This is a genomic window from Blautia sp. MSK.18.38 (assembly GCF_024460535.1).
Taxonomy (GTDB): Bacteria; Bacillota; Clostridia; order Lachnospirales; family Lachnospiraceae; genus Blautia_A; species Blautia_A fusiformis.
In genome coordinates this window covers 1-23,204 of sequence record NZ_JANFYP010000023.1, presented here as the reverse complement: position 1 = coordinate 23,204, position 23,204 = coordinate 1, and the positions used below count along the sequence as shown (strand labels likewise).

Sequence of the window (23,204 nt, the reverse complement as noted above, 5' to 3'; positions counted from 1 at the left end):
TTTGTTACAGAAGCATGGGATTTAGTTATCCTGTGCGTCCTCTTCGTTAACCTGGAATACGTGACGCTTCTTGGCCATTTCGTCGCTGGCAAGATACTCGTCGTAAGTGGTGATCTTGTCTACCAGCTTGCCGTTAGGAAGGATCTCCATGATGCGGTTTGCAGTTGTCTGTACAAACTGGTGATCGTGTGAGGTGAAAAGGATCACTCCCGGGAATTTGATCAGTCCGTTGTTCAGTGCTGTGATAGACTCCATATCCAGATGGTTGGTTGGCTCATCCAGGATCAGGATATTGGCACCGGAGATCATCATCTTGGAAAGAAGACAGCGAACTTTTTCACCACCGGAAAGAACACGGACACGTTTTACACCATCCTCACCAGGGAAAAGCATACGGCCAAGGAATCCACGGACGTAGGTTGCGTCCTTGATCTCGGAGTACTGTGTCAGCCAGTCGGTGATAGTAAGGTCGTTATCGAATTCCTGTGTGTTATCCTTCGGGAAATATGCCTGGGAAGTGGTAACGCCCCATTTGTAATTTCCTTCATCCGGCTCCATTTCACCTGTAAGGATCTTGAAGAAGGTTGTGATGGCCTGCTCGTTGGCGCCCACAAAGGCAACCTTATCTTCACGACCAAGAGTGAAGGAAATGTTGTCCAGAACCTTTACTCCATCAATGGTCTTGGACAGATTTTCCACCATGAGGACCTCGTTTCCGATCTCACGGTTCGGGCGGAAGTCGATGTATGGATATTTACGGCTGGAAGGACGCATGTCATCCAGCTGGATCTTTTCCAGGGCACGCTTTCTGGAAGTCGCCTGCTTGGATTTGGAAGCATTGGCGCTGAAACGGGAGATGAACTCCTGGAGCTCTTTGATCTTCTCCTCTTTCTTTTTGTTGGCCTCTTTCATCTGCTTGATCAGAAGCTGGCTGGATTCAAACCAGAAGTCGTAGTTTCCGGCATAAAGCTGGATCTTGCCATAATCGATATCAGCAGTATGTGTGCAGACCTTGTTCAGAAAATAACGGTCATGGGATACTACGATAACTGTATTGTCAAAATTGATCAGGAACTCCTCCAGCCATTCGATAGCAGGAAGATCCAGGTGGTTGGTCGGCTCATCAAGAAGAAGGATATCAGGATTTCCGAAAAGAGCCTGTGCAAGAAGAACCTTGACCTTCATACTACCGGTAAGGTCTGCCATCTGTGTATAGTGGAACTCGGTGTCGACGCCGAGACCGTTGAGAAGAGTAGCAGCATCGGACTCTGCTTCCCATCCGTTCATTTCTGCAAACTCACCCTCAAGCTCACTGGCACGGATGCCATCTTCGTCTGTGAAATCTTCCTTTGCGTAAATGGCTTCTTTCTCTTTCATGATCTGATAGAGTCTTTCATTACCCATGATGACAGTATCCAGAACCGGATAAGCATCATATTTGAAGTGATCCTGCTGCAGGAAAGAAAGTCTCTGACCGGGGGTGATCACAATGTCGCCCTTGGTAGGCTCGAGCTGACCGGAAAGGATTTTGAGGAATGTAGATTTTCCTGCGCCGTTGGCGCCGATCAATCCATAACAGTTACCCTCTGTAAATTTGATGTTAACGTCTTCAAACAGCGCTTTTTTTCCAACGCGCAGTGTGATGTTATTTGCTGAAATCATATCATACCTCTTTTTTCATTAAATAAATATCGTTTCAATTACATACGAAAGCATTACAATCGTTTCCTATTGTACCGTAAACTGAAAAATTTGCAAGCTGTATTTTCCTTTTTTCGGCTAAATAAAGGAAAAACAGGGGATTACTATGAATCACAGGAAAATAATAACCTTTTATTATATAAAAAAATGGGTTATACTGTCGTATGTGGTAATGAAGTATTCCGGGGATATGGATATCCGGCTCTCTGGCACATCAGAAACACCCAGGAACGTGGCAGATCGGATGGAATGCGGAAACTATCATAAATCAGCAGCTTAGTTGAACAGAAGAGAGGTTAAAAATGTTTATCACCAGAGAAAGCGATTATGCGATGCGGGTTATCCGCGCATTGATGTGGGAGCCGCGTTTGAGCGTCAGCGAGATCTGTGAGAGGGAATCGATCACAGCACCCTTTGCATACAAGATACTGAAGAAGCTTCAGAATGCAGGGCTCGTGGAAGGATACCGCGGAGTTCATGGCGGTTACGCGCTGAAGAGAGATCCGGAAGAACTGTCATTATATGAGATATACAGTGCGATCGATCCGGATATGTCCATCATTGAGTGCCTGAACGGCACATATCAGTGTCCAAGGAACGGACAGGACGGAGTTCCCTGCCATGCACATGATGAGCTTCAGGAGATCCAGGATCAGCTGTGGACAATGCTCCGTCGGAAATCCATGAAGGATCTTTTCGGAAAAGAGGAGAAGTGATTCCCGGATGTGAGTTGGGATAAGCGTATGAGATGATAAGGAGAGCAGTTTGGAGAGGAAAAATTCCGAACAGCTCTTTTTTATTTGTGAAAAAGATAACGGCGTTTGTACAGGATAATATACAAAAAACAATGAAAGAAAATGGACATAACTGGGAATCTATGATATAATAACCAATGGAATTTTAGGCCTTCATAAGCCTAAATAATATATTTTTTAACAAACCTTTAAGGAGGAAAAAACAATGGCAAGAAAGATGAAAACCATGGATGGTAACCATGCAGCCGCTCATGCATCATACGCTTTTTCTGATGTAGCTGCTATTTACCCGATTACCCCTTCATCTGTAATGGCTGAGGCTACAGACGAGTGGGCAACTCAGGGAAGAAAGAACATCTTTGGACAGGAAGTACAGGTTACAGAGATGCAGTCTGAGGCAGGTGCAGCAGGTGCCGTTCACGGTTCTCTGGCAGCAGGTGCCCTGACTACAACTTATACAGCTTCCCAGGGTCTTCTGCTTATGATCCCGAACCTTTACAAGATCGCCGGTGAGCAGCTTCCGGGAGTTATCAACGTATCTGCCCGTGCACTTGCTTCCCACGCACTTTGTATTTTCGGTGACCATTCCGACGTTATGGCCTGTCGTCAGACTGGATGTGCAATGCTTTGTGAGTCTTCTGTACAGGAGGTTATGGACCTTACACCGGTTGCTCATCTTGCAGCAATCAAAGGAAAAGTTCCATTCATCAACTTCTTCGACGGATTCCGTACATCTCATGAGATCCAGAAGATCGAGACATGGGATTATGAAGATCTGAAAGATATGGCAGATATGGACGCAATCGCAGAGTTCCGTAACCGTGCTCTGAACCCGAACCATCCATGTCAGAGAGGTTCCGCTCAGAACCCGGATATCTTCTTCCAGGCAAGAGAGGCATGTAATCCATATTATGACGCTCTTCCGGCAGTTGTTCAGGAGTACATGGACAAAGTTAACGAGAAGATCGGAACAGACTACAAACTGTTCAACTACTACGGAGCTGCTGACGCTGAGCACATCATCGTAGCTATGGGTTCCGTAAACGATACCATCGAGGAGACCATCGATTACCTTATGGCAGCTGGCAAGAAAGTCGGTGTTGTTAAAGTTCGTCTTTACAGACCATTCTGTGCACAGGCTCTTATCGATGCAATCCCGGATACAGTTAAGCAGATCTCTGTTCTTGACAGAACAAAAGAGCCAGGAGCTCTTGGCGAGCCTCTGTATCTTGATGTTGTTGCAGCTCTTCGCGACAGCAAGTTCAGCGATGTTAAGATCTTTACAGGACGTTATGGACTTGGTTCCAAAGATACAACACCTGCACAGATCGTAGCAGTATATGAGAACACTGAGAAAGAGAAATTCACAATCGGTATCGTGGATGATGTTACAAACCTTTCTCTTGAGACAGGCGCACCACTTGTTACAACACCAGAGGGAACAACAAACTGCAAGTTCTGGGGACTTGGAGCTGATGGTACTGTAGGTGCTAACAAGAACTCCATCAAGATCATCGGTGATAACACAGACATGTACGCTCAGGCTTACTTCGATTATGACTCCAAGAAGTCCGGCGGTGTTACAATGTCTCACCTTCGTTTCGGTAAGAAACCGATCAAATCCACATACCTGATCCACAAAGCAAACTTCGTTGCATGTCATAATCCGTCCTATGTTAACAAATATAACATGGTACAGGAGCTTGTTGACGGAGGTACATTCCTTCTGAACTGTGCTTGGGATATGGAAGGACTTGAGAAACATCTTCCAGGACAGGTTAAAGCTTTCATCGCTAACCACAATATCAAATTCTACACCATCGATGGTGTTAAGATCGGTATTGAGACTGGCATGGGACCAACACGTATCAACACAATCCTTCAGTCCGCATTTTTCAAACTTACAGGAATCATTCCTGAGGAGCAGGCTATCGAGCTTATGAAAGCTGCTGCTAAAGCTACTTACGGACGTAAAGGTGATGACGTTGTTAAGAAGAACTGGGCAGCTATCGATGCCGGTGCTAAACAGATCGTAGAGGTTCAGGTTCCGGAGAGCTGGAAGAACGCTGAGGACGAGGGACTCTTCATGTCTCACGCATCCCACGGTGCTCAGGAAGCTCAGGACTTCGTAAACAACATCCAGTGCAAGATCAATGCTCAGGAAGGTAACAGCCTCCCAGTATCTGCATTCAAGGATTATGTAGATGGTACAACACCATCCGGAACAGCTGCATATGAGAAACGTGGTATCGCAGTTAACGTTCCTGTATGGGTTCCGGACAACTGTATCCAGTGTAACCGCTGTGCATACGTCTGCCCGCATGCTGCAATCCGTCCGGTTGCTATGACAGCAGATGAGACAGCTAACGCTCCAGAGGGAATCAAGACACTTCCACTTACAGGAATGAAAGACTATACATTCACAATGACTGTATCCGCTCTTGACTGTACAGGATGTGGTTCCTGCGCAAATGTCTGCCCAGGAAAGAAAGGCAACAAAGCTCTTGAGATGGCTCCGCTTGAAGCTAACACAGAAGAGCAGAAATTCTTCGATTACGGTGTAACACTTCCTCAGAAGGAAGACGTTATCGCTAAATATAAAGAGACAACTGTAAAAGGCAGCCAGTTCAAACAGCCGCTCCTTGAGTTCTCCGGCGCTTGTGCAGGTTGTGGTGAGACACCATACGCTAAGCTGATCACACAGCTCTTTGGTGACAGAATGTACATTGCAAATGCTACAGGATGTTCCTCTATCTGGGGTAACTCTTCACCATCTACACCATACACAACAAACGCTAAGGGACAGGGACCTGCATGGTCAAACTCTCTGTTCGAGGATAACGCAGAGTTCGGTTATGGTATGCTTCTTGCACAGCGTGCGATCCGTGGCGGTCTGAAAGAGAAGATCGAAGACCTTGTAGCTAACGGAACAAACGAGGATGTTAAGACAGCTGGTCAGGAATGGCTGGATACTTATGCTGTAGGCGCAACAAATGGTGCAGCTACAGAGAAACTCGTTGCAGCTCTTGAGGCTTGCGGATGTGACAAGGCTAACGAGATCCTTGCACAGAAAGACTTCCTCTCCAAGAAATCCCAGTGGATCTTTGGTGGTGACGGATGGGCTTACGATATCGGATTCGGTGGTGTTGACCACGTTCTTGCAAGCGGACGTGACATCAACGTTATGGTATTCGATACAGAGGTTTACTCCAACACAGGCGGACAGTCTTCCAAATCTACACCGACAGGTGCGATCGCTCAGTTCGCAGCAGGCGGAAAAGAGACTAAGAAGAAAGATATGGCATCTATCGCAATGAGCTATGGCTATGTATATGTAGCACAGATTTCCATGGGTGCTGACTTCAACCAGACTGTAAAAGCAATCGCAGAGGCAGAGGCATATCCGGGACCATCCCTGATCATCGCTTACGCTCCATGTATCAACCATGGTATCAAGAAAGGTATGAGCAAAGCTCAGACAGAGGAAGAGCTGGCAGTTAAGTGCGGATACTGGCACAACTTCAGATTCAACCCGGCTGCTGAGAACAAGTTCAGCCTTGATTCCAAGACACCGGATATGGAGAACTATATGGACTTCCTGAACGGTGAGGTTCGTTACAATTCTCTGCAGCGTCAGAATCCTGAGAAAGCTGCAAGACTGTTTGCTAAGAACGAGTCTGAGGCTCAGGCTAGATATGAGTATCTGCAGAAACTTATCACTCTTTACGGAGCAGATAAGAAAGAAGACTAATTATTGATCAATAGTTACTGTTTATACAGTGTGCTTGCTGATTAAGCATTAGGTGACAGGCCTGCGGTGTTTAGCGCACCGCAGGCCTTTTTTCATATACAGGAGAGACATATATGAAGAGAATTTTTTCGAAGGAGAAATCCCGGAAAGAGAAAAAAGCAGATTTTTATATTCTGTATACGATTGTTTTTGCGGCGATCTCGCTGTTTATTTACAGTTGTTTTTATTTCAATGGAAAATCCCTGATCTGGAGTCATGACGGTGTTCCGCAGCACATCAATGCATTGGCCTATTATGGAAAATATCTGCGGAATGTTCTGCAGACGCTGGTGACGGAGCATAAGCTTTCCCTTCCTATGTGGGATATGCATATCGGATACGGTTCCGATATCCTTACAACACTTCATTATTATGCGATCGGTGATCCGCTGACCTTACTGTCCGTTTTTGTACCGGAAAAAGACACAGAGATCTTATATGAGATTCTGATCTTTCTCCGCATTTATCTGGCGGGTATCACATTCAGCATTTACTGCTTTTACCGCAAGAATCCCAAACAGGCCACATTTCTTGGAAGCCTTGTTTATATTTTTGCAGGATGGACCATTTATGCGTCTATGAAGCATCCATATTTTTCCAATCCCATGATCTATCTGCCGCTGGTCCTTATGGGAATTGAAAAGATTTACAAAAAAGAAAAGCCATACCTTTTTATCTGTGCGACGGCTGTAGCGGCAATGTCTAATTTTTATTTCTTTTATATGATCAGTATCTTTATGGTGCTGTATGCAGCTTTCCGGTATTTTGGAATATTCCGCAAGCGTTCAGTAAAAGATGTATTTCAGTGGTTCCTGAAATTTGCTGGCTTTTATCTGGTCGCACTTATGATCGCTGCACTGATCTTTTTACCTGTGGTCATGACTCTGTTTGGAACAGAGCGCTTTCAGGCGCAGAATTATGTGCCGCTGTTATATGACCGCATTTACTACGAAAAATATCTCGGCTGTCTGATCGGCGAAAATATGATCCAGTGGGGAGTTGCTGGATATTCCGCAGTCGCAATGGCAGGCGTGTTTGTGATCTTTTCCAAAAAGAAAAAATATACGGGACTGAAGCTGGGATTTGTGCTTCTGAATCTGTTTTTGCTGATCCCCTTTGCAGGTCATGTACTGAATGGATTTTCATACGTGTCCAACCGATGGATCTGGGCGTATGGAATGCTGATCGCATATATCCTGGTACAGGCATATCCGGAACTGTTTACGCTGGGCATCAGGGAAAAACGACGGATATTTGTGATGCTGCTGATATATGGCGTGCTGGCACTGTTTTCAGAATCCGCCCGTACGGAACGCAATATCATGGCACTGATGATGCTGGTCCTGGCTGTGTTTACAGTGGTTTCCTACGGAAACGTATTTACACAGGGAAAATATCTCTGTGGAATGATCGTGGCCGTGCTTGTGACAAGCATCCTTCTGAATGTTTCATACCAGTATTCTTACGAAAAAGATTATCTGTCAGAATTTGAGGAAAAGGATCAGGCACTGGAGAAGCTTCAGTCCGGACCGGACAAAGCAATCCGGTCAATGGACGATTCAGCGGTTACCAGATATGACCAGTACAAAACGGGCTCTTATGTAAACACTGCCATGTATATGGGAACCAACAGTACTTCCTATTATTTCAGTGTGGCCAATGGAAATATCAGCCGTTTCTTTGATGAGATGTATCTGAATACCCCCTGGGATTATCATTACAGCAGCCTGGACGGACGGAGTATCCTGGATCGTCTTGCCTCGGTGAAATATTTTGCCATCAAAAAAAGCGGATATGGGTATCTGCCATACGGCTATGACAGTGAAGCAGAAGTCACAAAAAAATACAGGATCTACGAAGACGAGGATTCCCTTCCTCTTGGTTATACCTATGATTCCTGGATCCCCAGAGAAAAGTATGAAAAGCTTTCTGTGACCGAAAAGCAGCAGGCGCTCCTGCAGGGGGCAGTCCTTGAGGACAGCAGTCTTCCTGAGACAGACCTCACCTTTGACGATAAGAAAGCAGATTTTACACTGGAAGCAGGAAAAGGCTGTAAGATCAAAGACGGAAAGATCATTGTGGCCAAAGAAGGAGCAACCGTACAGATCGGATATCAGGGAGAGCCGGAGGCAGAGGTTTATCTTGTGGCAAAAAATCTGGATTTTAATGCCTATTCTCCACGTGCAGTGGTCAGTGATAAAAAATGGGATTCCATGACAGAATATGAGAAGAATACCGTGCGTTATGAAGACAATAACTGGCGCTACTGGAAAGAAAGCAAGGAATCAGCAGTGGATGTTTCGCTGGGCTCTGTGGACAAGACTATCCGGATCTTTACAGATAAATACAACGGCTACAGCGGAAGACATAATTTTCTTCTGAATATGGGATATAAAAACTATTCTGCAGGAACTATGACACTGACATTCTCCATGCCGGGAGAATATACCTTTGATGATCTGTATGTGGTATGTCAGCCCATGGCTTCTGTTGAAGAACAGACAGAGGAGCTTGGAAAAGAAAGTCTTCAGAATATCAAAACGGAGACAAATTGCATTCGTGGAGATATCACAACCACTTCCGATAAGATCCTGGTATTTTCCATTCCATACAGCGCAGGCTTTACCGCCTATGTAGATGGAGAAAAAACAAAACTTGTGCAGGCAAACAGTATGTATATGGGGCTGGAATTAAAAAAAGGTAAGCATACGATCGCACTCAGATATTGTACACCGTATATTATGCCCGGAATGATACTGACGGTGCTTGGCCTGATCCTGTTTGCTGGGATCGTAATATCTTACCGGCGCCAGAGAAAACAAAAAGAAAGGGGAAAACAGGAGAAATGAGCCGATTATCGGTAGTTTTGCCTGCCTGTAACGAGGAACCGATGCTGGAGAAAACCTGCCGGACTCTCAGAGAGCTCCTGGGGCAGGCCGGGATCCGTTATGAACTGGTCCTGGTAGATGACGGTTCCTCTGACGGGACCTGGGCAGCCATAGAAAAAGTATCAGGAGAAGATAAAAATGTGACAGGTGTGCATTTTTCCAGAAATTTCGGAAAAGAAGCAGCAATTGTGGCCGGCCTTGCACAGGCATGCGGAGATGCGGTGGCTGTGATGGACTGTGACCTGCAGCATCCGCCGGAAATCCTCTTGGAAATGTACCGGCTCTGGAAGCAGGGCTACGAGGTTGTGGAGGGCATCAAGAAAAACCGGGGAAAAGAAACTCTTTTTCACAGAAAAAGTGCCGGATTTTTCTATCGAATCATGTCCCGTGCCACCGGCTTTGATATGGAAAATGCTTCCGACTTCAAGCTGCTGGACAGGAAAGCGGTGGAGAGTGTTCTCGCCATGCCTGAGCGTAGCATGTTTTTCCGGGCGGCATCATCCTGGATAGGCTTCAAAAGCATCTCCGTACCTTTTGAGGTGCAGGAGCGTGAGGCCGGAGAATCCAAATGGTCTGCAGGAACGCTGATCAGCTATGCGTTTCGGAATATCGTGGCATTTACAACACTTCCGCTGCAGTTTGTAACAGCCGGTGCCGTGGGCTGCCTTGGGTGCTCCCTGCTCCTTCTGGTCTATTCTCTGGTCCGGTATTTTTCCGGGCATGCGGTGGAAGGCTATACCACACTTCTGATCGTGATGCTCTTTATTGGAAGTGCTGTGATGATGAGCCTTGGGATCATCGGATATTATATCGCCAGGATTTATGAGGAAGTAAAACGTCGTCCAAGATATATCGTATCAAAGATCATACGAGGAGGAGATACCAATGAAAAAGTGGATCCTTAAATTCTATGAAAATGATGTGATCCGTTATATTTTCTGGGGTGGTTGTACGACTCTCGTAAATCTGTTAAGCTTTTATATCATGAGGGCAATGGGAATCCCACTGATGAGTGCCAACATCATATCGATCATCCTGGCGATCCTGTTTGCCTATGTTGTGAATTCCAGATTTGTATTTCATGACCGCTGTGAAACATGGAGGGATCATATACGGCCCTTTCTGAAATTTATAAGTGCCCGTCTGGTGACCATGGTCATTGAGGTAGGTGGCGTATGGCTTCTGGCGGAGATCCTGGGATTCCGGGATATGTTTGCAAAATTCTGCACACAATTTATCGTGCTGGCGTTGAATTATATCTTTAGTAAATTTATTATTTTTACCACAGGTAAAAGGATTGGAGGTAGCAAATGATGACTTTGGATGAGGCAGTGAAGAAAGTCCGCCCTCTGGATGAAAAGGCTATGGAGGGGGCGAGAAAGAGATGGGACAGTATTGCAAAGCCCCTGCATTCTCTGGGAGAGCTGGAGAATATGCTGACACAGATCGCCGGTATCACAGGTACACCGGAGGTACGTGTGGAAAAAAAAGCAGTGGTTGCCATGTGTGCGGATAACGGAGTTGTAGAAGAGGGGGTGACCCAGACCGGACAGGAAGTGACGGCTGTTGTGGCTGAGAATTTTCTGGAAGGGACTACTACCTGCTGTGTGATGTGCCGTCAGTGTGGAGCAGAGCTTTTTCCTGTAGATGTGGGAATGGTCACAGATACAAAGGTCCGTACAGATCTTAAGGTTGCCTATGGGACCAGAAATATGACCAGAGAGCCGGCAATGACAAGAGGTCAGGCGATCCGTGGCATCGAAGCCGGAATTGCCATGGCAGAGGAGCTGAAGGAAAAAGGCTATCAGGTTCTTGCAACCGGCGAGATGGGCATCGGAAATACCACCACCAGCAGTGCGGTAGCAGCTGTGCTTCTCGGAAAACCGGTGGAAGATATGACCGGACGTGGTGCCGGATTGACCAGTGAAGGGCTTGTCCGGAAGATCAATGCGATCAAAAAGGCGATCGCCCTGAATAATCCGGATCGTTCAGATGCCATTGACGTCCTGGCAAAGGTAGGTGGACTGGATATTGCAGGAATGGCAGGAGTATTCATTGGAGGAGCAGCACTTGGAATGCCGGTTGTCATGGACGGATTTATTTCCTGCGTATCTGCACTGATCGCAGTAAAGATCTGCCCGCAGGTAAGTGATCATATCATTGCGTCTCATGTATCCAAAGAGCCTGCAGCACAGCTGCTCCTGAAGGAGCTTGGCAAGGAAGCGATCATCCACGCCGGCATGTGCCTGGGCGAGGGAACCGGAGCTGTGGCACTGTTTCCGATGATGGATCTGTCCTGTGCAGTATATAATTCCATGAGTACCTTTGGTGATATCAATGTAGAACAGTACGAGGAGCTGAAATAATATGCTGGTTGTTGTAACAGGAGGCAGCGGAAGCGGAAAATCTGCTTTTGCGGAAGAAACCGTACTTTCCCTTGGCGAAGCCAGAAGGATCTATATCGCCACCATGCAGGCTTTTGACGAAGAAAGCTACAGGCGCATCCGCAGACACCGGCACATGCGTGCAGGAAAAGGCTTCGAGACAATTGAAAGATATACAGAGCTGGATGAGCTGCTCATCCCGAAGGACTGCGTGGTCCTTCTGGAGTGCATGTCCAATCTGGTTGCAAATGAGATGTTCCGGGAAGGCGGCTTCCACCCGGAGGTGGCAGAAAAGATCACAGAAGGAGTGAAAAATCTTCTTTCCCAGGCAAAGCATGTGGTGATCGTCACCAACGAGATCTTTTCAGACGGGATCCTCTACGAGGAAGAATCAGAACAGTATAAAAAAGAACTGGGACAGATCAACCAGAAGCTGGCAGAGATGGCAGAAGAGGTTGTGGAAGTCGTATACGGGATCCCTGTATGGCATAAAGGAGGAAAGGAAACATGAAAAGCTTATGGAACAGTTTTAAGGCAGCCTTTGCCATGTTTTCAAAGATCCCCATGCCCATGGTGGACTGGAAGAAGGAAAACATAAAATATATGATGTGCTTTTTTCCCTTTGTGGGTACTGCCATCGGCATCCTGACCTGGCTTGCAGGAGGGATCCTCGGAGTGCATGCAGCTCTGGAGCCATTTTTTCTCGCTGTGATCCTTACTGTGATCCCGGTATTTGTTACCGGCGGCATTCATGTAGACGGGCTTCTGGACACGTCAGATGCATTAAGCTCCTGGCAGGAACGCACAAGGAGGCTGGAGATCCTGAAGGATTCCCATGCAGGTGCATTTGCCATTATCACAGCCTGTGTATATTTTATCCTCTGGCTGGGAGCCTGGGATCAGCTCCTTGGAAATTATAACGGGATCTGTATCATGAGCCTGGGCTTTATGATGTCCAGATGTCTTTCCGGGATCGGTGTGATTACATTTCCCAAGGCAAGGACAGACGGGACTGTGGCAGAATTTTCCAGAAATGCGTCAGAGATCGCAGTGCGAAATGTTCTTATCACGATGTTTGTGATCCTTGCAGCGCTGATGATATGGGTAGATCCGGTCCTGGGTGTTCTGGCAGCTGTCAGCGCACTTCTGGTATTCTGGTGGTATCACCATATGGCTTTGAAATATTTTGGAGGGACCACAGGTGATCTTTCCGGATTTTTCCTTTGCATCTGCGAGGTCGTGATGGCACTGGTGCTTGCTTTTGGTGGCACGTTTAATCTGTAATGAAGATTTGGATGAGGTAAAAATATTATGGAAATGATAATCGGAGGTGCATATCAGGGAAAAGCTGACTATGCAAAAGCACAGTTCCCGGATGTGGACTGGAAATTCGGAGGAGAGATCACAGAAGAGGAGCTTCTGAAGGCAGCGGGTGTTCTGGGATTTCAGGAATACATAAGAAAAGCTCTGAAGGCAGGAGAAGATCTCACCGGCCTGGCAGAAAAGCTGGCACAGCAGGATCCGGATGTGATCCTTGTCAGTGAGGAGGTAGGCTACGGGATCGTTCCGGCGGATGCTTTTGAACGGCAGTACCGAGAAGCTGTTGGCCGGGTGTGCACTGCACTGGCTGCAAAAAGCAGAAGGGTCACAAGAGTGGTATGCGGGATCGGGACGGTGCTGAAGGATGATTAGATTATATCTGATACGACACGGACAGACACCCGGAAATAAGCTTCAGCGTTATATCGGAACAACGGATGAACCGCTGAGCACGGAGGGAAAGGAATTTCTGGAAAAGCTGACCTATCCCATGCCGGAGGCCCTTTATGTAAGTCCGCTCTGCCGTTGTGTGGAAACTGCGGGGATCCTTTTTCCAGGAAAAAGCTTTCATATTATCGAAGAGCTTTCCGAGTGTGATTTTGGAGAGTTTGAGAATAAAAATTATAAAGAGCTTTCCGGAAATCAGGATTATCAGAGGTGGATCGACAGCAATGGAACGCTTCCTTTTCCGGGAGGAGAAAGTCGAGAAGCGTTTAAGTACCGGAGCCTTACAGGATTTCAGAAGGCTGTCACACAGTGTATCCGCAACAACATAAAGACAGCGGCTCTTGTGATACATGGCGGTACGATCATGAACATTATGGAAGAATATGCGGACAGACCCAGGGCTTTTTATGAATGGCATGTAAAAAACGGCGGCGGTTATCTGGCAGAGCTGGAGCCTGCGCTGTGGCAGAAGGGACGGAGAGAGCTCTGTGTCCGTGAAGCATATATGGAGGGTTAAGTTATGAATGAGCAGAAGATCAGTTGGAAACGCAGCGACTTGAAATGGCGTGGAAAACAGGCATTCAAAAAAAATTACTGGTCAGCAGTGCTGGTAAGTCTGGTGCTGGCTATTGTGATGGCAACCGGCGGAAGCGGTGCGGCCACTGGCAGTGCCGGAAATGTGGTAAGTCCGGACTACGGTGTTACAACGTATCGTTTGGGTACGGATATCAATGGTGTTACTTCTTATGTCAGCCATGTATTTCGCTCCCCACTGGCAGTGCTTTTTGCACTTCTGAGTGCCAGTGCCGTGGTAGCTGTGGCTCTGATCGGAATTCTTTTTCATTTCTTTGTGGGAAATGTTTTGGAGGTAGGCGGAAGAGATTTTTACATTGAGAACCTTTATTCTGTACCCGGGCCCGGAAAGCTCCTCAGTGTATTTCGTTCCGGGAATTACGGTAATATCGTAAAAACCATGTTTTTACGGGACCTGTATCTTGTATTGTGGACGCTGCTTTTTATTATTCCCGGAGTGGTAAAATCCTACGAATATAAGATGATTCCTTATCTTCTTGCGGAATATCCGGATATGAGCACAAAGGAAGTATTTGCAAAAAGCCGTGAGATGATGAACGGACAGAAGATGGATACCTTTATCCTGGATCTTTCCTTTATTCCCTGGTCTGTCCTTTCGGCAATTACGGCCGGGATCGCGGGACTCTTTTATGTATCCCCGTATAAGGATGCAACCTATGCGGAGCTTTATGATACTCTTGCGGCAGGAATGCCGGGAAACGGACAGCAGGTGTATGAAGATGAAAACAGCGGCATATACGGATAAAATGATCCTTGTGAGAGGTGGCGGAGATCTGGCCACAGGAGTGATCCACAAGCTTCATCAGAGTGGCTATCAGGTCCTGATCCTGGAATGTGACCGTCCAAGTGCCATCCGCCGTCATGTGGCCTTCTGTGAAGCTGTTTATGACGGAACTGCAGAGGTAGAAGGCGTTGTGTGCAGGAGGATCACGGAGAACGATATCCGGACCCAGTGCAGGAAATGCTGGGCACAGGGAGAGATCCCCCTTCTGACAGATACCCATGGAAAACATATCCGCGAACTGGAGCCAGAGGCAGTGATCGATGCCATCCTTGCAAAAAAGAATCTTGGGACCAGCAGGGATATGGCACCACTGACTGTGGGACTTGGCCCGGGCTTTACCGCAGGGGAGGATGTGGATTACGTGATCGAGACCATGCGCGGCCATAACCTGGGAAGGATCATAAAAAAAGGCAGTGCCCTGCCGAATACCGGAGTGCCGGGACTGATCGCAGGGATCGGAAAGGAACGTGTGATCCATTCACCGGCAGCCGGTAACATGAAAAACATCTGTCAGATTGCAGATCTTGTTGAAAAAGACCAGGTGATCGCCATGGTAGGTGATACGCCGGTGAAGGCTACCATTTCCGGCGTGATCCGGGGGCTGATCCGGGACGGTTACCCTGTTTTTGAGGGAATGAAGATCGCGGACATCGACCCAAGGGCAGAACAGAAGAAAAACTGTTTTACGATCTCAGACAAGGCAAGGTGTATCGCAGGGGGAGTTCTGGAGGTGCTGCTTTCCTGCGGAGTGCTTCCGGGAACAGAGAAAGCTGTGAGGAATGAGAATCTGTGATCGATACAGAGTCTGGTGTCCCTGAAAGAAGTTAGAAGATAAATGGAGTGTGTCATGAAGAAAAATGAAAAAGCGCTTACTGTGGCATTCACAGGAGGCGGCGGAAAGACCAGTCTGATCCTTGGACTGGCAGAAATATTTTCCGGACAGGGAAAACGTGTGATCGTGACCACAACCACGCATATGGCATGGGAACCGGAATGTCCTTTTGCGGAGGCAGAGGACATTCCGGGAGCATGCCGGCTTATAGAACAATACGGATACGTCATCGCGGCTCATCACAAGGCCGGGCAGCCAAAGATTTCCGGCCCCGAAAAGGAGATCCTGGAAAAGCTGCCCGGCTTTTGTGATCTTCTTCTTGTGGAAGCTGACGGATCCAGGCGCCGACCCCTTAAAGTGCCGGCTGTTCATGAGCCGGTGATCCCTTCTTTTGCAGATGTGGTAGTAGGAGTGATCGGTCTTGACTGCATCGGCAAAAGGATCTGTGATACGGCACACCGTCCGGATGATGTGGCGGGATTTCTGGGAAAGCGTACAGATGAGCCTGTGACATGGATGGATGTGTGGAAGATCATCCGGTCTGAAGACGGATTGCAAAAAGGCGTGGACGGGCGAAGATTTCTTGCGTATCTGAACAAGGCAGATACTCTGGAGGATCCTTGTGTGGCGGAGAAGCTTATGGCACAAGGTCAGGAGTCTGGGATCATGGTGATCTGCGGAAGCCTGCAGAGAAGTGTAAACAGCTAGTACAGCGAAAATTAAGTTTCTGCTATATTGACGCAGGATGATTTCTTCATCTGCAAGGCGGAGGAATGAGGCGTAGCGGTGGCTACGACGATTGACGACAACGCAGCAGATGAAAAATCAGGCAAGTCAATATGGCGGTTACTTAATATTCGCTGTACTAGAATCGAAAGGAAGTGGAGCGGTGATATGAAACTGGGACTGATCATGCTGGCAGCAGGAAACAGCCGGCGGTTTGGAAGCAATAAGTTGCTGTACGGGATAGACGGAATGCCGATGTACAGGCATATTCTCCTGGAACTGAAAAAAGTGAAAGCAGCACTGGAGGAACAGGGGCACAGGTGTGAGATCACAGTTGTCACACAGTATGAGGAGATCGCGCAGGAAGCAGAGAAGCTTGGCGCGTGGTTTCTTTATAATCTGCATCCGGATGAGGGGATATCTTCCTCACTGAAGATCGGACTTGGGGTCAACCGGGAGATGGATGCTTGTTTGTTTACGGTGGCAGATCAGCCGTGGTTGCGATGGGAGACGGTTTTTGGACTGGTGGATGTGTTTTTGAGAGATGGGAAAGGAATCGCCTGTGTGGAGCATGATGGGAAGACCGGGAATCCCTGTGTTTTTTCGAAGAAGTATTATGGGGAGCTGATGAAGCTTTCCGGTGATGTCGGGGGGAAGAGGGTGGTTGTGGCACATCGGGGGGATGTGGCTGTGATGAAGGTTGAGGATGGAAGGGAGCTGGTGGATGTGGATTTTGCGGACGGACGCCGGTGAGGTACCGTCTGGTTTGGGCTGGGGCTTCGTCGGGGGCTGGCTTCTAAGGCGCTGGAAATCTGCTAAAACCGCTGAAAAAAATCCAGAACTCGCTCCTGCGTCGCTCAAACAGCTGGATTTTTTCCAGCAACGCAGATTCCCACCGCCTAAGAAGCGCACCCCTCCTGCAGAGCCAGCCCAAACCAGACGCTACCTCGCCGGCTGACGTGCGAAAGGGGAGATAGGCTAGAGTGAAAGTGTGAAGTTTGTAGAAGCAGAGCATCAATGACGAAAGCACCGTGTCTGAGGCAATTTCACGCATACAAAAGCCAGCAGGGAACCGCCCTGGCGTGGCGGGATGCTCTGCAGGAGTCCTGCTGATTCTTAGGTGGTGTGGTTTCTGCGTTATTCCAAAAAGTTCTGCTGTTTGAGCGGCTTGACGCGAGTTCAGAACTTTTTGGAATGGTTTTAGCAGAAGCCGCAGCACCTTAGAAGTCAGCGGACGACGAAGCCCTTCCCGCTACGCCAGGGCGGTTCCCTGCGTACGTTCGTTATAATTTATAATTATAAGGTAGACAAATCTCAAATAAAATGATTCTTAGCCGCTTCTTCCTCAGCCAGACGAACCGTCTCACCGGAAGGATTGGAGATCACTGCTGAAGCTACGATCTCACAAGGCGGGTTTCCCTTTACACTGTCAATGGCAGCTGTAACGGCAGAAACATCACCGGTCAGAAAAACAGTGGCATGTCCACCACACTTTGTCTGCCAGGTAAGAAAAGAAACATCAGAAGTCTTCAGCATCTGGTCGATCACCAGGATCGCATTACTGCTGCCAACAACCTCAACTAAACCAAAAGCACCATAATTCATAAATCCGTCGCCCCCTTTATTTATTGATCGTCATCTTCAGTGCAATCTCAGTATCCTCAGAAGGAGAAGCGATCACAGTATGAGAAACAACCTTACCAAGAGGTTTGGCTGCCTCCAGCGCAACCTCCATAGCTGCATTAACGTCAGAAACAGAACCACGCATCTTGACACAGGCGCCACTCTTCAGACGGTTACGCTCAACACTTTGGATCCTGACATTGGCTGCTTTGGAAGCAGCATCAAGAGCAACAAAACAGGCAACCAGGTTATCAAGCTCAAAAACACCTACAGCCATGCCCTTATAATTATTATCCATAAAAATACCTCCATGCGGAACAGATTCCCAGTGATGTGGTTTTTTGACCGATTTTACGTGGAATCATTACCGTTTTTATGGCTTTATTATAACTTTTTTAGACAAAAATAGCAAGAAATAAATACACGGATAATCAGATAGTTACTGTCCATTCCGTTTTCAGCAACATGCTTCGCGATGTACAGAATTTATGCTGATCGCATAAGTTCGCGCGGTATGTCTCGGGTTTTCTGTGATCTTCGCTCACAAAAAACAGTTTGCGGGATATTACAGTGAACAAACAGTAACGTCTGATATTTCCACAGCAGCCTTACAGGGAAATATTTACTTTGCATATCAGATATAGTATTATTTACAATAGTAAAAAAGCAGGAAGGTGTAAAGAAATGCAGATACATCAGACAGACTTTTCAACAGGAAATGTCTATCGTAACATTATGGAAGTGGCTGTGCCGATGATCATTGCACAGATCCTGAACCTCCTTTACAACATTGTAGACCGGATCTATATCGGAAGGATTCCTGAGATCGGAGCCACTGCACTGACAGGAGTGGGACTGTGTTTTCCTATTATCACCCTGATCACCGCATTTACCTATCTTTTTGGAAATGGAGGAGCACCGCTTTGCTCCATGGAACGGGGAAGAGGAAACCGGGAAGAAGCAGAAATGCTCATGGGAAACACCTTTGTGATGCTGATCGGCACAGGAGTGATCCTGACAGCCATTGGCCTTATCTTTTACAGACCGATCCTATATGCCTTTGGCGCCAGTGATGTAACCTTTTCCTATGCGTCAGACTACATAAGGATCTATCTTCTGGGAACCCTGTTTGTGATGATCACTCTGGGAATGAACCCGTTTATCAACAGCCAGGGCTTTGGAAACACAGGAATGCTCACGATACTGATCGGTGCTGTACTGAACATTCTTCTGGATCCCCTGTTTATCTTTGGAATGCACATGGGAGTCCGGGGAGCGGCTTTGGCAACTATCATTTCCCAGCTCTGTTCCGCCATCTGGGTCTTACGCTTCCTTACAGGAAAAAAGGCGATCCTGAACCTGAAAAAAAGCGCCATGAGGATCTCCTGGAAAAGAGTGGGCAGTATCGTAAGCCTGGGTATGTCCGGTTTTTTTATGGCATTTACAAACAGTCTTGTGCAGGTGGTATGCAATGCCACACTCCAGACCTGGGGTGGTGATATCTACGTTGGTGTCATGACAGTTTTAAATTCTGTCCGTGACATTTTCACCATGCCGGTCCATGGGCTTACTACAGGTGCTTCTCCGGTCATGAGCTTCAATTATGGAGAAAAAGCATACGACAGAGTCAAAAAAGCAATTAAATTTATTACAGCTGTCTGTGTGATCTATACCCTGGCAGGCTGGGGAATCCTGAAGCTGCTTCCGGAATTTTTCATCCGGATCTTTAACAGCGATCCCGGGCTTCTGGAAAAGGGAGTTCCCGCCCTTCATATTTACTTTTTCGGCTTCTGCTTTATGGCATTGCAGTTTACCGGACAAAGCGTGTTCGTGGCACTGGGAAAGGCAAAAAAGGCCACCTTTTTTTCTCTGCTCCGAAAGGTAGTGATCGTAGTACCGCTGACGCTCCTGCTGCCTTCTGTGAATGGCCTGGGAACAGACGGCGTGTTCTGGGCGGAACCGGTTTCCAACCTTGTAGGCGGCTGTGCATGCTTTTTCACCATGCTGGCGACGGTACTGCCGGAGCTGAACAAACGTAAGGCATAAGACGGGCCGGATAAAGGTTTGCGGGAAATTTTGATATGTGTTAGAATGGACAGGATGATTTTTCTGCAAACTAAGCAGAAATCTTAAGAAAGTCCGGCGTATAGCCGGACAGGAATGAGAGGAAAACATAATGGCTTTATTTCAGGCATTTCGGGCAGTAAGACCTGCTTCAGAAAAAGCAGAAAAGGTGGCTGCACTTCCCTATGACGTAGTCAGCAGAGAGGAAGCGCGAGAGATCGGGAAAAAAAATCCGGAATCTTTTCTACATATAGACCGTGCAGAGATGGATCTGGATCCGGAAACCAATCTTTATGATCCGAAGGTTTATCAGAAGGCAAGGGAAAATCTGGATCGTTTCCAGAAAGAAGGGATCCTGATCCAGGATGAGAAACCGAACTATTATCTGTATGAACTGATCCGTAAGGGAAGATCCCAGACCGGGATCGTAGGTGTCAGCTCCATTGATGATTACATGAATGGTGTGATCAAAAAGCATGAGCTTACAAGAGAGGATAAGGAGCAGGACCGCATCCGTCATGTGGATGTCTGTGATGCCAACACAGGCCCTATTTTTCTGGCGTGCAGATATCCGGCAGAGCTTCTTACTCTTATGGAAGAATGGAAAAATGCACATGCTCCTGTGTATGATTTTACTTCCGATGACGAGATCACACATCGTGTATGGGTCGTAGATGAGGAAGAAAAGATCCGGACTATACATAGTCTTTTTGGCGGAATCTCCTCTATCTATATTGCTGATGGTCACCACAGAGCAGCCTCCGCAGTAAAGGTTGGACAGAAGAGAAGAGCGGAGCATCCGGACTACACCGGAAAAGAAGAATTTAACTTTTTCCTGTCAGTGGTATTTCCGTATGACCAGCTGACCATCCTTCCGTATCACAGGATCGTAAAGGATATCAAGGGTATGGAACCCAAAGCCTTTATCGGAAGCATGAAATTTAATTTTGAGCTGATGGCAATGCCGGGCTTTCCATGTAAACCGGTGGAGAAACACTGCTTTGGGCTGTATGTAGACGGAGAATGGTTCCATCTGAAGGCATATCCGGATATCTATGCGGGTAAAGACAGCGTAGGTCAGCTGGATGTATCTATTCTTCAGGATAAGGTCCTGGGTCCGGTTCTGGGGATCAGTGACCCGCGTACCGATGAGAGGATCCGCTTTATGGGAGGAAACCACCGGCTGAAGGATCTGGCAGCAGCTGCAGATGAGACAGGAGGAGCTGCCTTTGCCATGTATCCTACATCCATGGAGGAGCTGATGACGATCGCAGACGAGGGTAAGCTTATGCCGCCAAAGAGCACCTGGTTTGAACCGAAGCTCCGCAGTGGTCTTTTTATCCATAAGCTTTCAGACTGATGCCGGAGGCTTTATGGATTTTTTATAAAATGGTCAGGAAAATCTTAGGAAATCACTACAGATTGCTCACATTTGTCCGGTAAGATACAAGTATATGCTGAGCAAACGCGAAAGAGGGGTTTTCATGACAAACGAACAGTATTACGATTGTATCCAGCCATATCAGAACGCATGTCAGATCATGCGCGCCAAGCTTGAGGTGCTCAACGGAAGCCTGTATCAGAAGTCTTCCGTATCTCCAATCCACAATATCCAGGAACGGATCAAATCCAAGAAGAGCATCGAAAAGAAGCTGGAGAAGCTGGGACATTCGGACAGTGTGCAGAACGCCAAGGATCATCTTCGGGATATCGCCGGGATCCGTGTGATCTGCTACTTTATTGATGATATATACAATCTTGTAAATGCGCTGAAGCGGCAGAGTGAGCTGATCTTTATCAGGGAAAAGGATTACATACAGAATCCCAAGCCTAACGGATACCGCAGCTTTCACGTGATCATTGCAGTTCCGGTGTATTATCTGGATACCATGGAGTATTTTCCGGTGGAGATCCAGCTGAGGACGATGACCATGGATCTCTGGGCAAGCATGGAGCACCGTGTCTGTTACAAGAAGCTTCCGGAACACAGGGATGAGCTGGCGGAGGCCTTCTGTCAGTATGCAGATATCCTTGGAAAGATCGAGGAACAGTTTGAAGCCTACAATGAAACAGGAATGCTGGAGGAGATCACACCTGCCCAGATTACTGAGAATCCGACGGAGGGATAGGAATGGAGATCGAAGAGGAATTTATATCCGGTTTCTGCCGTACCATGAACGGGGGCGAAACCGTCTGCTGTGAGTATACACGGCAGGAGGACAGCAGCAGGAAGCTGACCTTTATGGACTGCGCGCATGAAAGATGTGTAAACACAGGCGCCTGTGAGATCTTCAAACAGGCCCATGAGCTGGAGCAGAAATAAAAGATCAAAGAAAAGAAAACAGCGAAAAAGCAATAATGATAAAACAGCAATTATAAAAAATCACAGAATACAGGAGGAGTGAGTATGAAGCACACAGTAGATGCAATGGGGAAACAGTGTCCGATCCCGGTTGTAATGACCAAGAAGATCCTTGACAAGGCAGAGCAGGGAGACGAGATCTTGATCCTGGTAGACAACGAAACAGCAGTAAACAATTTGAGCAGACTTGCCGGAAGTACCGGATGCAGTTTCGTATCCAGAAAAACAGAAGGTGGTTACGAGATCAATATGACAGTAAAATCTGATCCTGCTGCAAGAAGCCAGGCAGAGCCTGAGATCGTCTGCACACCGGCTGTTCCGCAGGGAGATTATACCGTTGCCATCACTTCCGATAAGATGGGAGATGGAGATCCGGAGCTTGGCGGGATCCTGATCAAGGGATTTGTGTATGCGCTGACACAGCTGGAGACACCGCCGTCAGTTATGCTGTTTTATAATGGCGGAGCCAGACTTACTGCACAGGATTCACCATGTATCGAAGACCTTAAGACCTTACAGGAGCAGGGAACCGAGATTCTGACCTGCGGAACCTGCGTGAACTTCTACGGACTGAAGGAACCGGCAGTGGGAACCGTAACAAATATGTATACCATAGCGGAAAAGCTCACAAAAGCAGGAAAAGTGATCCGCCCGTAAACAGAAAAACATATAGAAACAACAAAAGCATATAGAAACTTACAGAAGCAGACAGAAACAAATAGAAATATACAGAAATGCCGCAGAGCCATTTTGAAGCCTGCGGCATTTCTGACATCCAGTTGGTATCTGGTTGATATCCGGTTATGAGCAAGCAACGAAGCGGATCGGGAATATCCGCCTGACTTAGCTCCGAACTTACAATTCCACATCAAGCTGCTGCTGCCACTCAAAATGTGATTAAACATACTCACATCGAGATAATGCGGATTCTCAC

At 47.3% G+C, this 23,204-nt stretch carries 22 protein-coding genes; 19 read left to right on the top strand and 3 right to left on the bottom strand.

Annotated elements, in window-relative coordinates:
- Positions 1-21: 21 nt before the first annotated feature.
- Entirely contained in the window at positions 22-1,662 is a 1,641-nt protein-coding gene (locus tag NE638_RS13625; protein ID WP_021650411.1) for an ABC-F family ATP-binding cassette domain-containing protein, read from the bottom strand.
- Positions 1,663-2,003: 341 nt separating this feature from the next.
- On the opposite strand from NE638_RS13625, the gene NE638_RS13620 reads away from it, so the two are divergent.
- From NE638_RS13620 to NE638_RS13555, 14 genes are all read left to right on the top strand, one after another.
- Positions 2,004-2,417 (top strand): RrF2 family transcriptional regulator, encoded by a 414-nt coding sequence (locus NE638_RS13620; protein WP_015524747.1) that lies wholly within the window; start codon positions 2,004-2,006, stop codon positions 2,415-2,417.
- Between the two features lie 244 nt (positions 2,418-2,661).
- Positions 2,662-6,207, top strand: coding sequence for a pyruvate:ferredoxin (flavodoxin) oxidoreductase (nifJ, locus tag NE638_RS13615; RefSeq protein WP_092069003.1), 3,546 nt, complete (start codon positions 2,662-2,664; stop codon positions 6,205-6,207).
- A gap of 113 nt (positions 6,208-6,320) precedes the next feature.
- The gene (locus NE638_RS13610; protein WP_173746411.1) at positions 6,321-9,095 is read left to right on the top strand and encodes a YfhO family protein; all 2,775 of its coding nucleotides are present in this window, start codon (positions 6,321-6,323) and stop codon (positions 9,093-9,095) included.
- The gene (locus NE638_RS13605) at positions 9,092-10,039 is read left to right on the top strand and encodes a glycosyltransferase family 2 protein (protein WP_173746409.1); all 948 of its coding nucleotides are present in this window, start codon (positions 9,092-9,094) and stop codon (positions 10,037-10,039) included. The genes NE638_RS13610 and NE638_RS13605 overlap by 4 nt, the downstream gene beginning before the upstream one ends.
- Entirely contained in the window at positions 10,020-10,448 is a 429-nt protein-coding gene (locus tag NE638_RS13600) for a GtrA family protein (protein ID WP_015524752.1), read from the top strand. The genes NE638_RS13605 and NE638_RS13600 overlap by 20 nt, the downstream gene beginning before the upstream one ends.
- Positions 10,448-11,500, top strand: a complete 1,053-nt coding sequence (gene cobT / locus NE638_RS13595) for a nicotinate-nucleotide--dimethylbenzimidazole phosphoribosyltransferase (protein WP_173746423.1) — start codon at positions 10,448-10,450, stop codon at positions 11,498-11,500. Before NE638_RS13600 ends, cobT begins: the two co-directional genes overlap by 1 nt.
- Before the next feature lies 1 nt (position 11,501).
- Positions 11,502-12,029 carry a bifunctional adenosylcobinamide kinase/adenosylcobinamide-phosphate guanylyltransferase gene (locus NE638_RS13590; RefSeq protein WP_173746407.1) on the top strand — a complete coding sequence of 176 codons (528 nt, stop codon included), beginning with the start codon at positions 11,502-11,504 and terminating at the stop codon, positions 12,027-12,029.
- Positions 12,026-12,802 carry an adenosylcobinamide-GDP ribazoletransferase gene (cobS, locus tag NE638_RS13585; RefSeq protein ID WP_118368371.1) on the top strand — a complete coding sequence of 259 codons (777 nt, stop codon included), beginning with the start codon at positions 12,026-12,028 and terminating at the stop codon, positions 12,800-12,802. Before NE638_RS13590 ends, cobS begins: the two co-directional genes overlap by 4 nt.
- A 27-nt stretch (positions 12,803-12,829) precedes the next feature.
- Positions 12,830-13,210 (top strand): bifunctional adenosylcobinamide kinase/adenosylcobinamide-phosphate guanylyltransferase, encoded by a 381-nt coding sequence (locus tag NE638_RS13580; RefSeq protein ID WP_161208472.1) that lies wholly within the window; start codon positions 12,830-12,832, stop codon positions 13,208-13,210.
- Positions 13,203-13,802: a histidine phosphatase family protein gene (locus NE638_RS13575; protein ID WP_147603031.1), complete on the top strand. Its 600-nt coding sequence runs from the start codon at positions 13,203-13,205 to the stop codon at positions 13,800-13,802. Before NE638_RS13580 ends, NE638_RS13575 begins: the two co-directional genes overlap by 8 nt.
- Positions 13,803-13,805: 3 nt before the next feature.
- The gene (locus NE638_RS13570; RefSeq protein ID WP_110102201.1) at positions 13,806-14,624 is read left to right on the top strand and encodes a DUF975 family protein; all 819 of its coding nucleotides are present in this window, start codon (positions 13,806-13,808) and stop codon (positions 14,622-14,624) included.
- Positions 14,593-15,456, top strand: coding sequence for a selenium-dependent molybdenum cofactor biosynthesis protein YqeB (gene yqeB, locus NE638_RS13565; protein WP_330382996.1), 864 nt, complete (start codon positions 14,593-14,595; stop codon positions 15,454-15,456). Before NE638_RS13570 ends, yqeB begins: the two co-directional genes overlap by 32 nt.
- A gap of 54 nt (positions 15,457-15,510) precedes the next feature.
- Positions 15,511-16,203, top strand: a complete 693-nt coding sequence (gene yqeC, locus NE638_RS13560) for a selenium cofactor biosynthesis protein YqeC (RefSeq protein WP_173746405.1) — start codon at positions 15,511-15,513, stop codon at positions 16,201-16,203.
- Positions 16,204-16,281: 78 nt separating this feature from the next.
- Positions 16,282-16,974 (top strand): nucleotidyltransferase family protein, encoded by a 693-nt coding sequence (locus tag NE638_RS13555; protein ID WP_202031306.1) that lies wholly within the window; start codon positions 16,282-16,284, stop codon positions 16,972-16,974.
- A 561-nt stretch (positions 16,975-17,535) separates the two neighbouring features.
- Here NE638_RS13555 and NE638_RS13550 read toward each other — a convergent pair.
- Entirely contained in the window at positions 17,536-17,826 is a 291-nt protein-coding gene (locus NE638_RS13550) for a BMC domain-containing protein (RefSeq protein WP_118608796.1), read from the bottom strand.
- Positions 17,827-17,842: 16 nt separating this feature from the next.
- On the bottom strand, positions 17,843-18,142 hold the full coding sequence (locus NE638_RS13545; protein ID WP_015524766.1) for a BMC domain-containing protein: 300 nt from the start codon (positions 18,140-18,142) through the stop codon (positions 17,843-17,845).
- A 386-nt stretch (positions 18,143-18,528) separates the two neighbouring features.
- Between NE638_RS13545 and NE638_RS13540 the strand changes: the two genes are divergently transcribed.
- From NE638_RS13540 to yedF, 5 genes are all read left to right on the top strand, one after another.
- Positions 18,529-19,890 carry an MATE family efflux transporter gene (locus NE638_RS13540; RefSeq protein WP_173746401.1) on the top strand — a complete coding sequence of 454 codons (1,362 nt, stop codon included), beginning with the start codon at positions 18,529-18,531 and terminating at the stop codon, positions 19,888-19,890.
- Positions 19,891-20,020: 130 nt separating this feature from the next.
- Positions 20,021-21,268, top strand: coding sequence for a DUF1015 domain-containing protein (locus NE638_RS13535; RefSeq protein ID WP_173746399.1), 1,248 nt, complete (start codon positions 20,021-20,023; stop codon positions 21,266-21,268).
- A 124-nt stretch (positions 21,269-21,392) separates the two neighbouring features.
- Entirely contained in the window at positions 21,393-22,037 is a 645-nt protein-coding gene (locus tag NE638_RS13530; protein WP_015524770.1) for a GTP pyrophosphokinase, read from the top strand.
- 2 nt (positions 22,038-22,039) lie between these two features.
- Positions 22,040-22,231 carry a hypothetical protein gene (locus NE638_RS13525; protein WP_015524771.1) on the top strand — a complete coding sequence of 64 codons (192 nt, stop codon included), beginning with the start codon at positions 22,040-22,042 and terminating at the stop codon, positions 22,229-22,231.
- 84 nt (positions 22,232-22,315) lie between these two features.
- Positions 22,316-22,927 carry a sulfurtransferase-like selenium metabolism protein YedF gene (yedF, locus tag NE638_RS13520; protein ID WP_015524772.1) on the top strand — a complete coding sequence of 204 codons (612 nt, stop codon included), beginning with the start codon at positions 22,316-22,318 and terminating at the stop codon, positions 22,925-22,927.
- Positions 22,928-23,204: the final 277 nt, after the last annotated feature.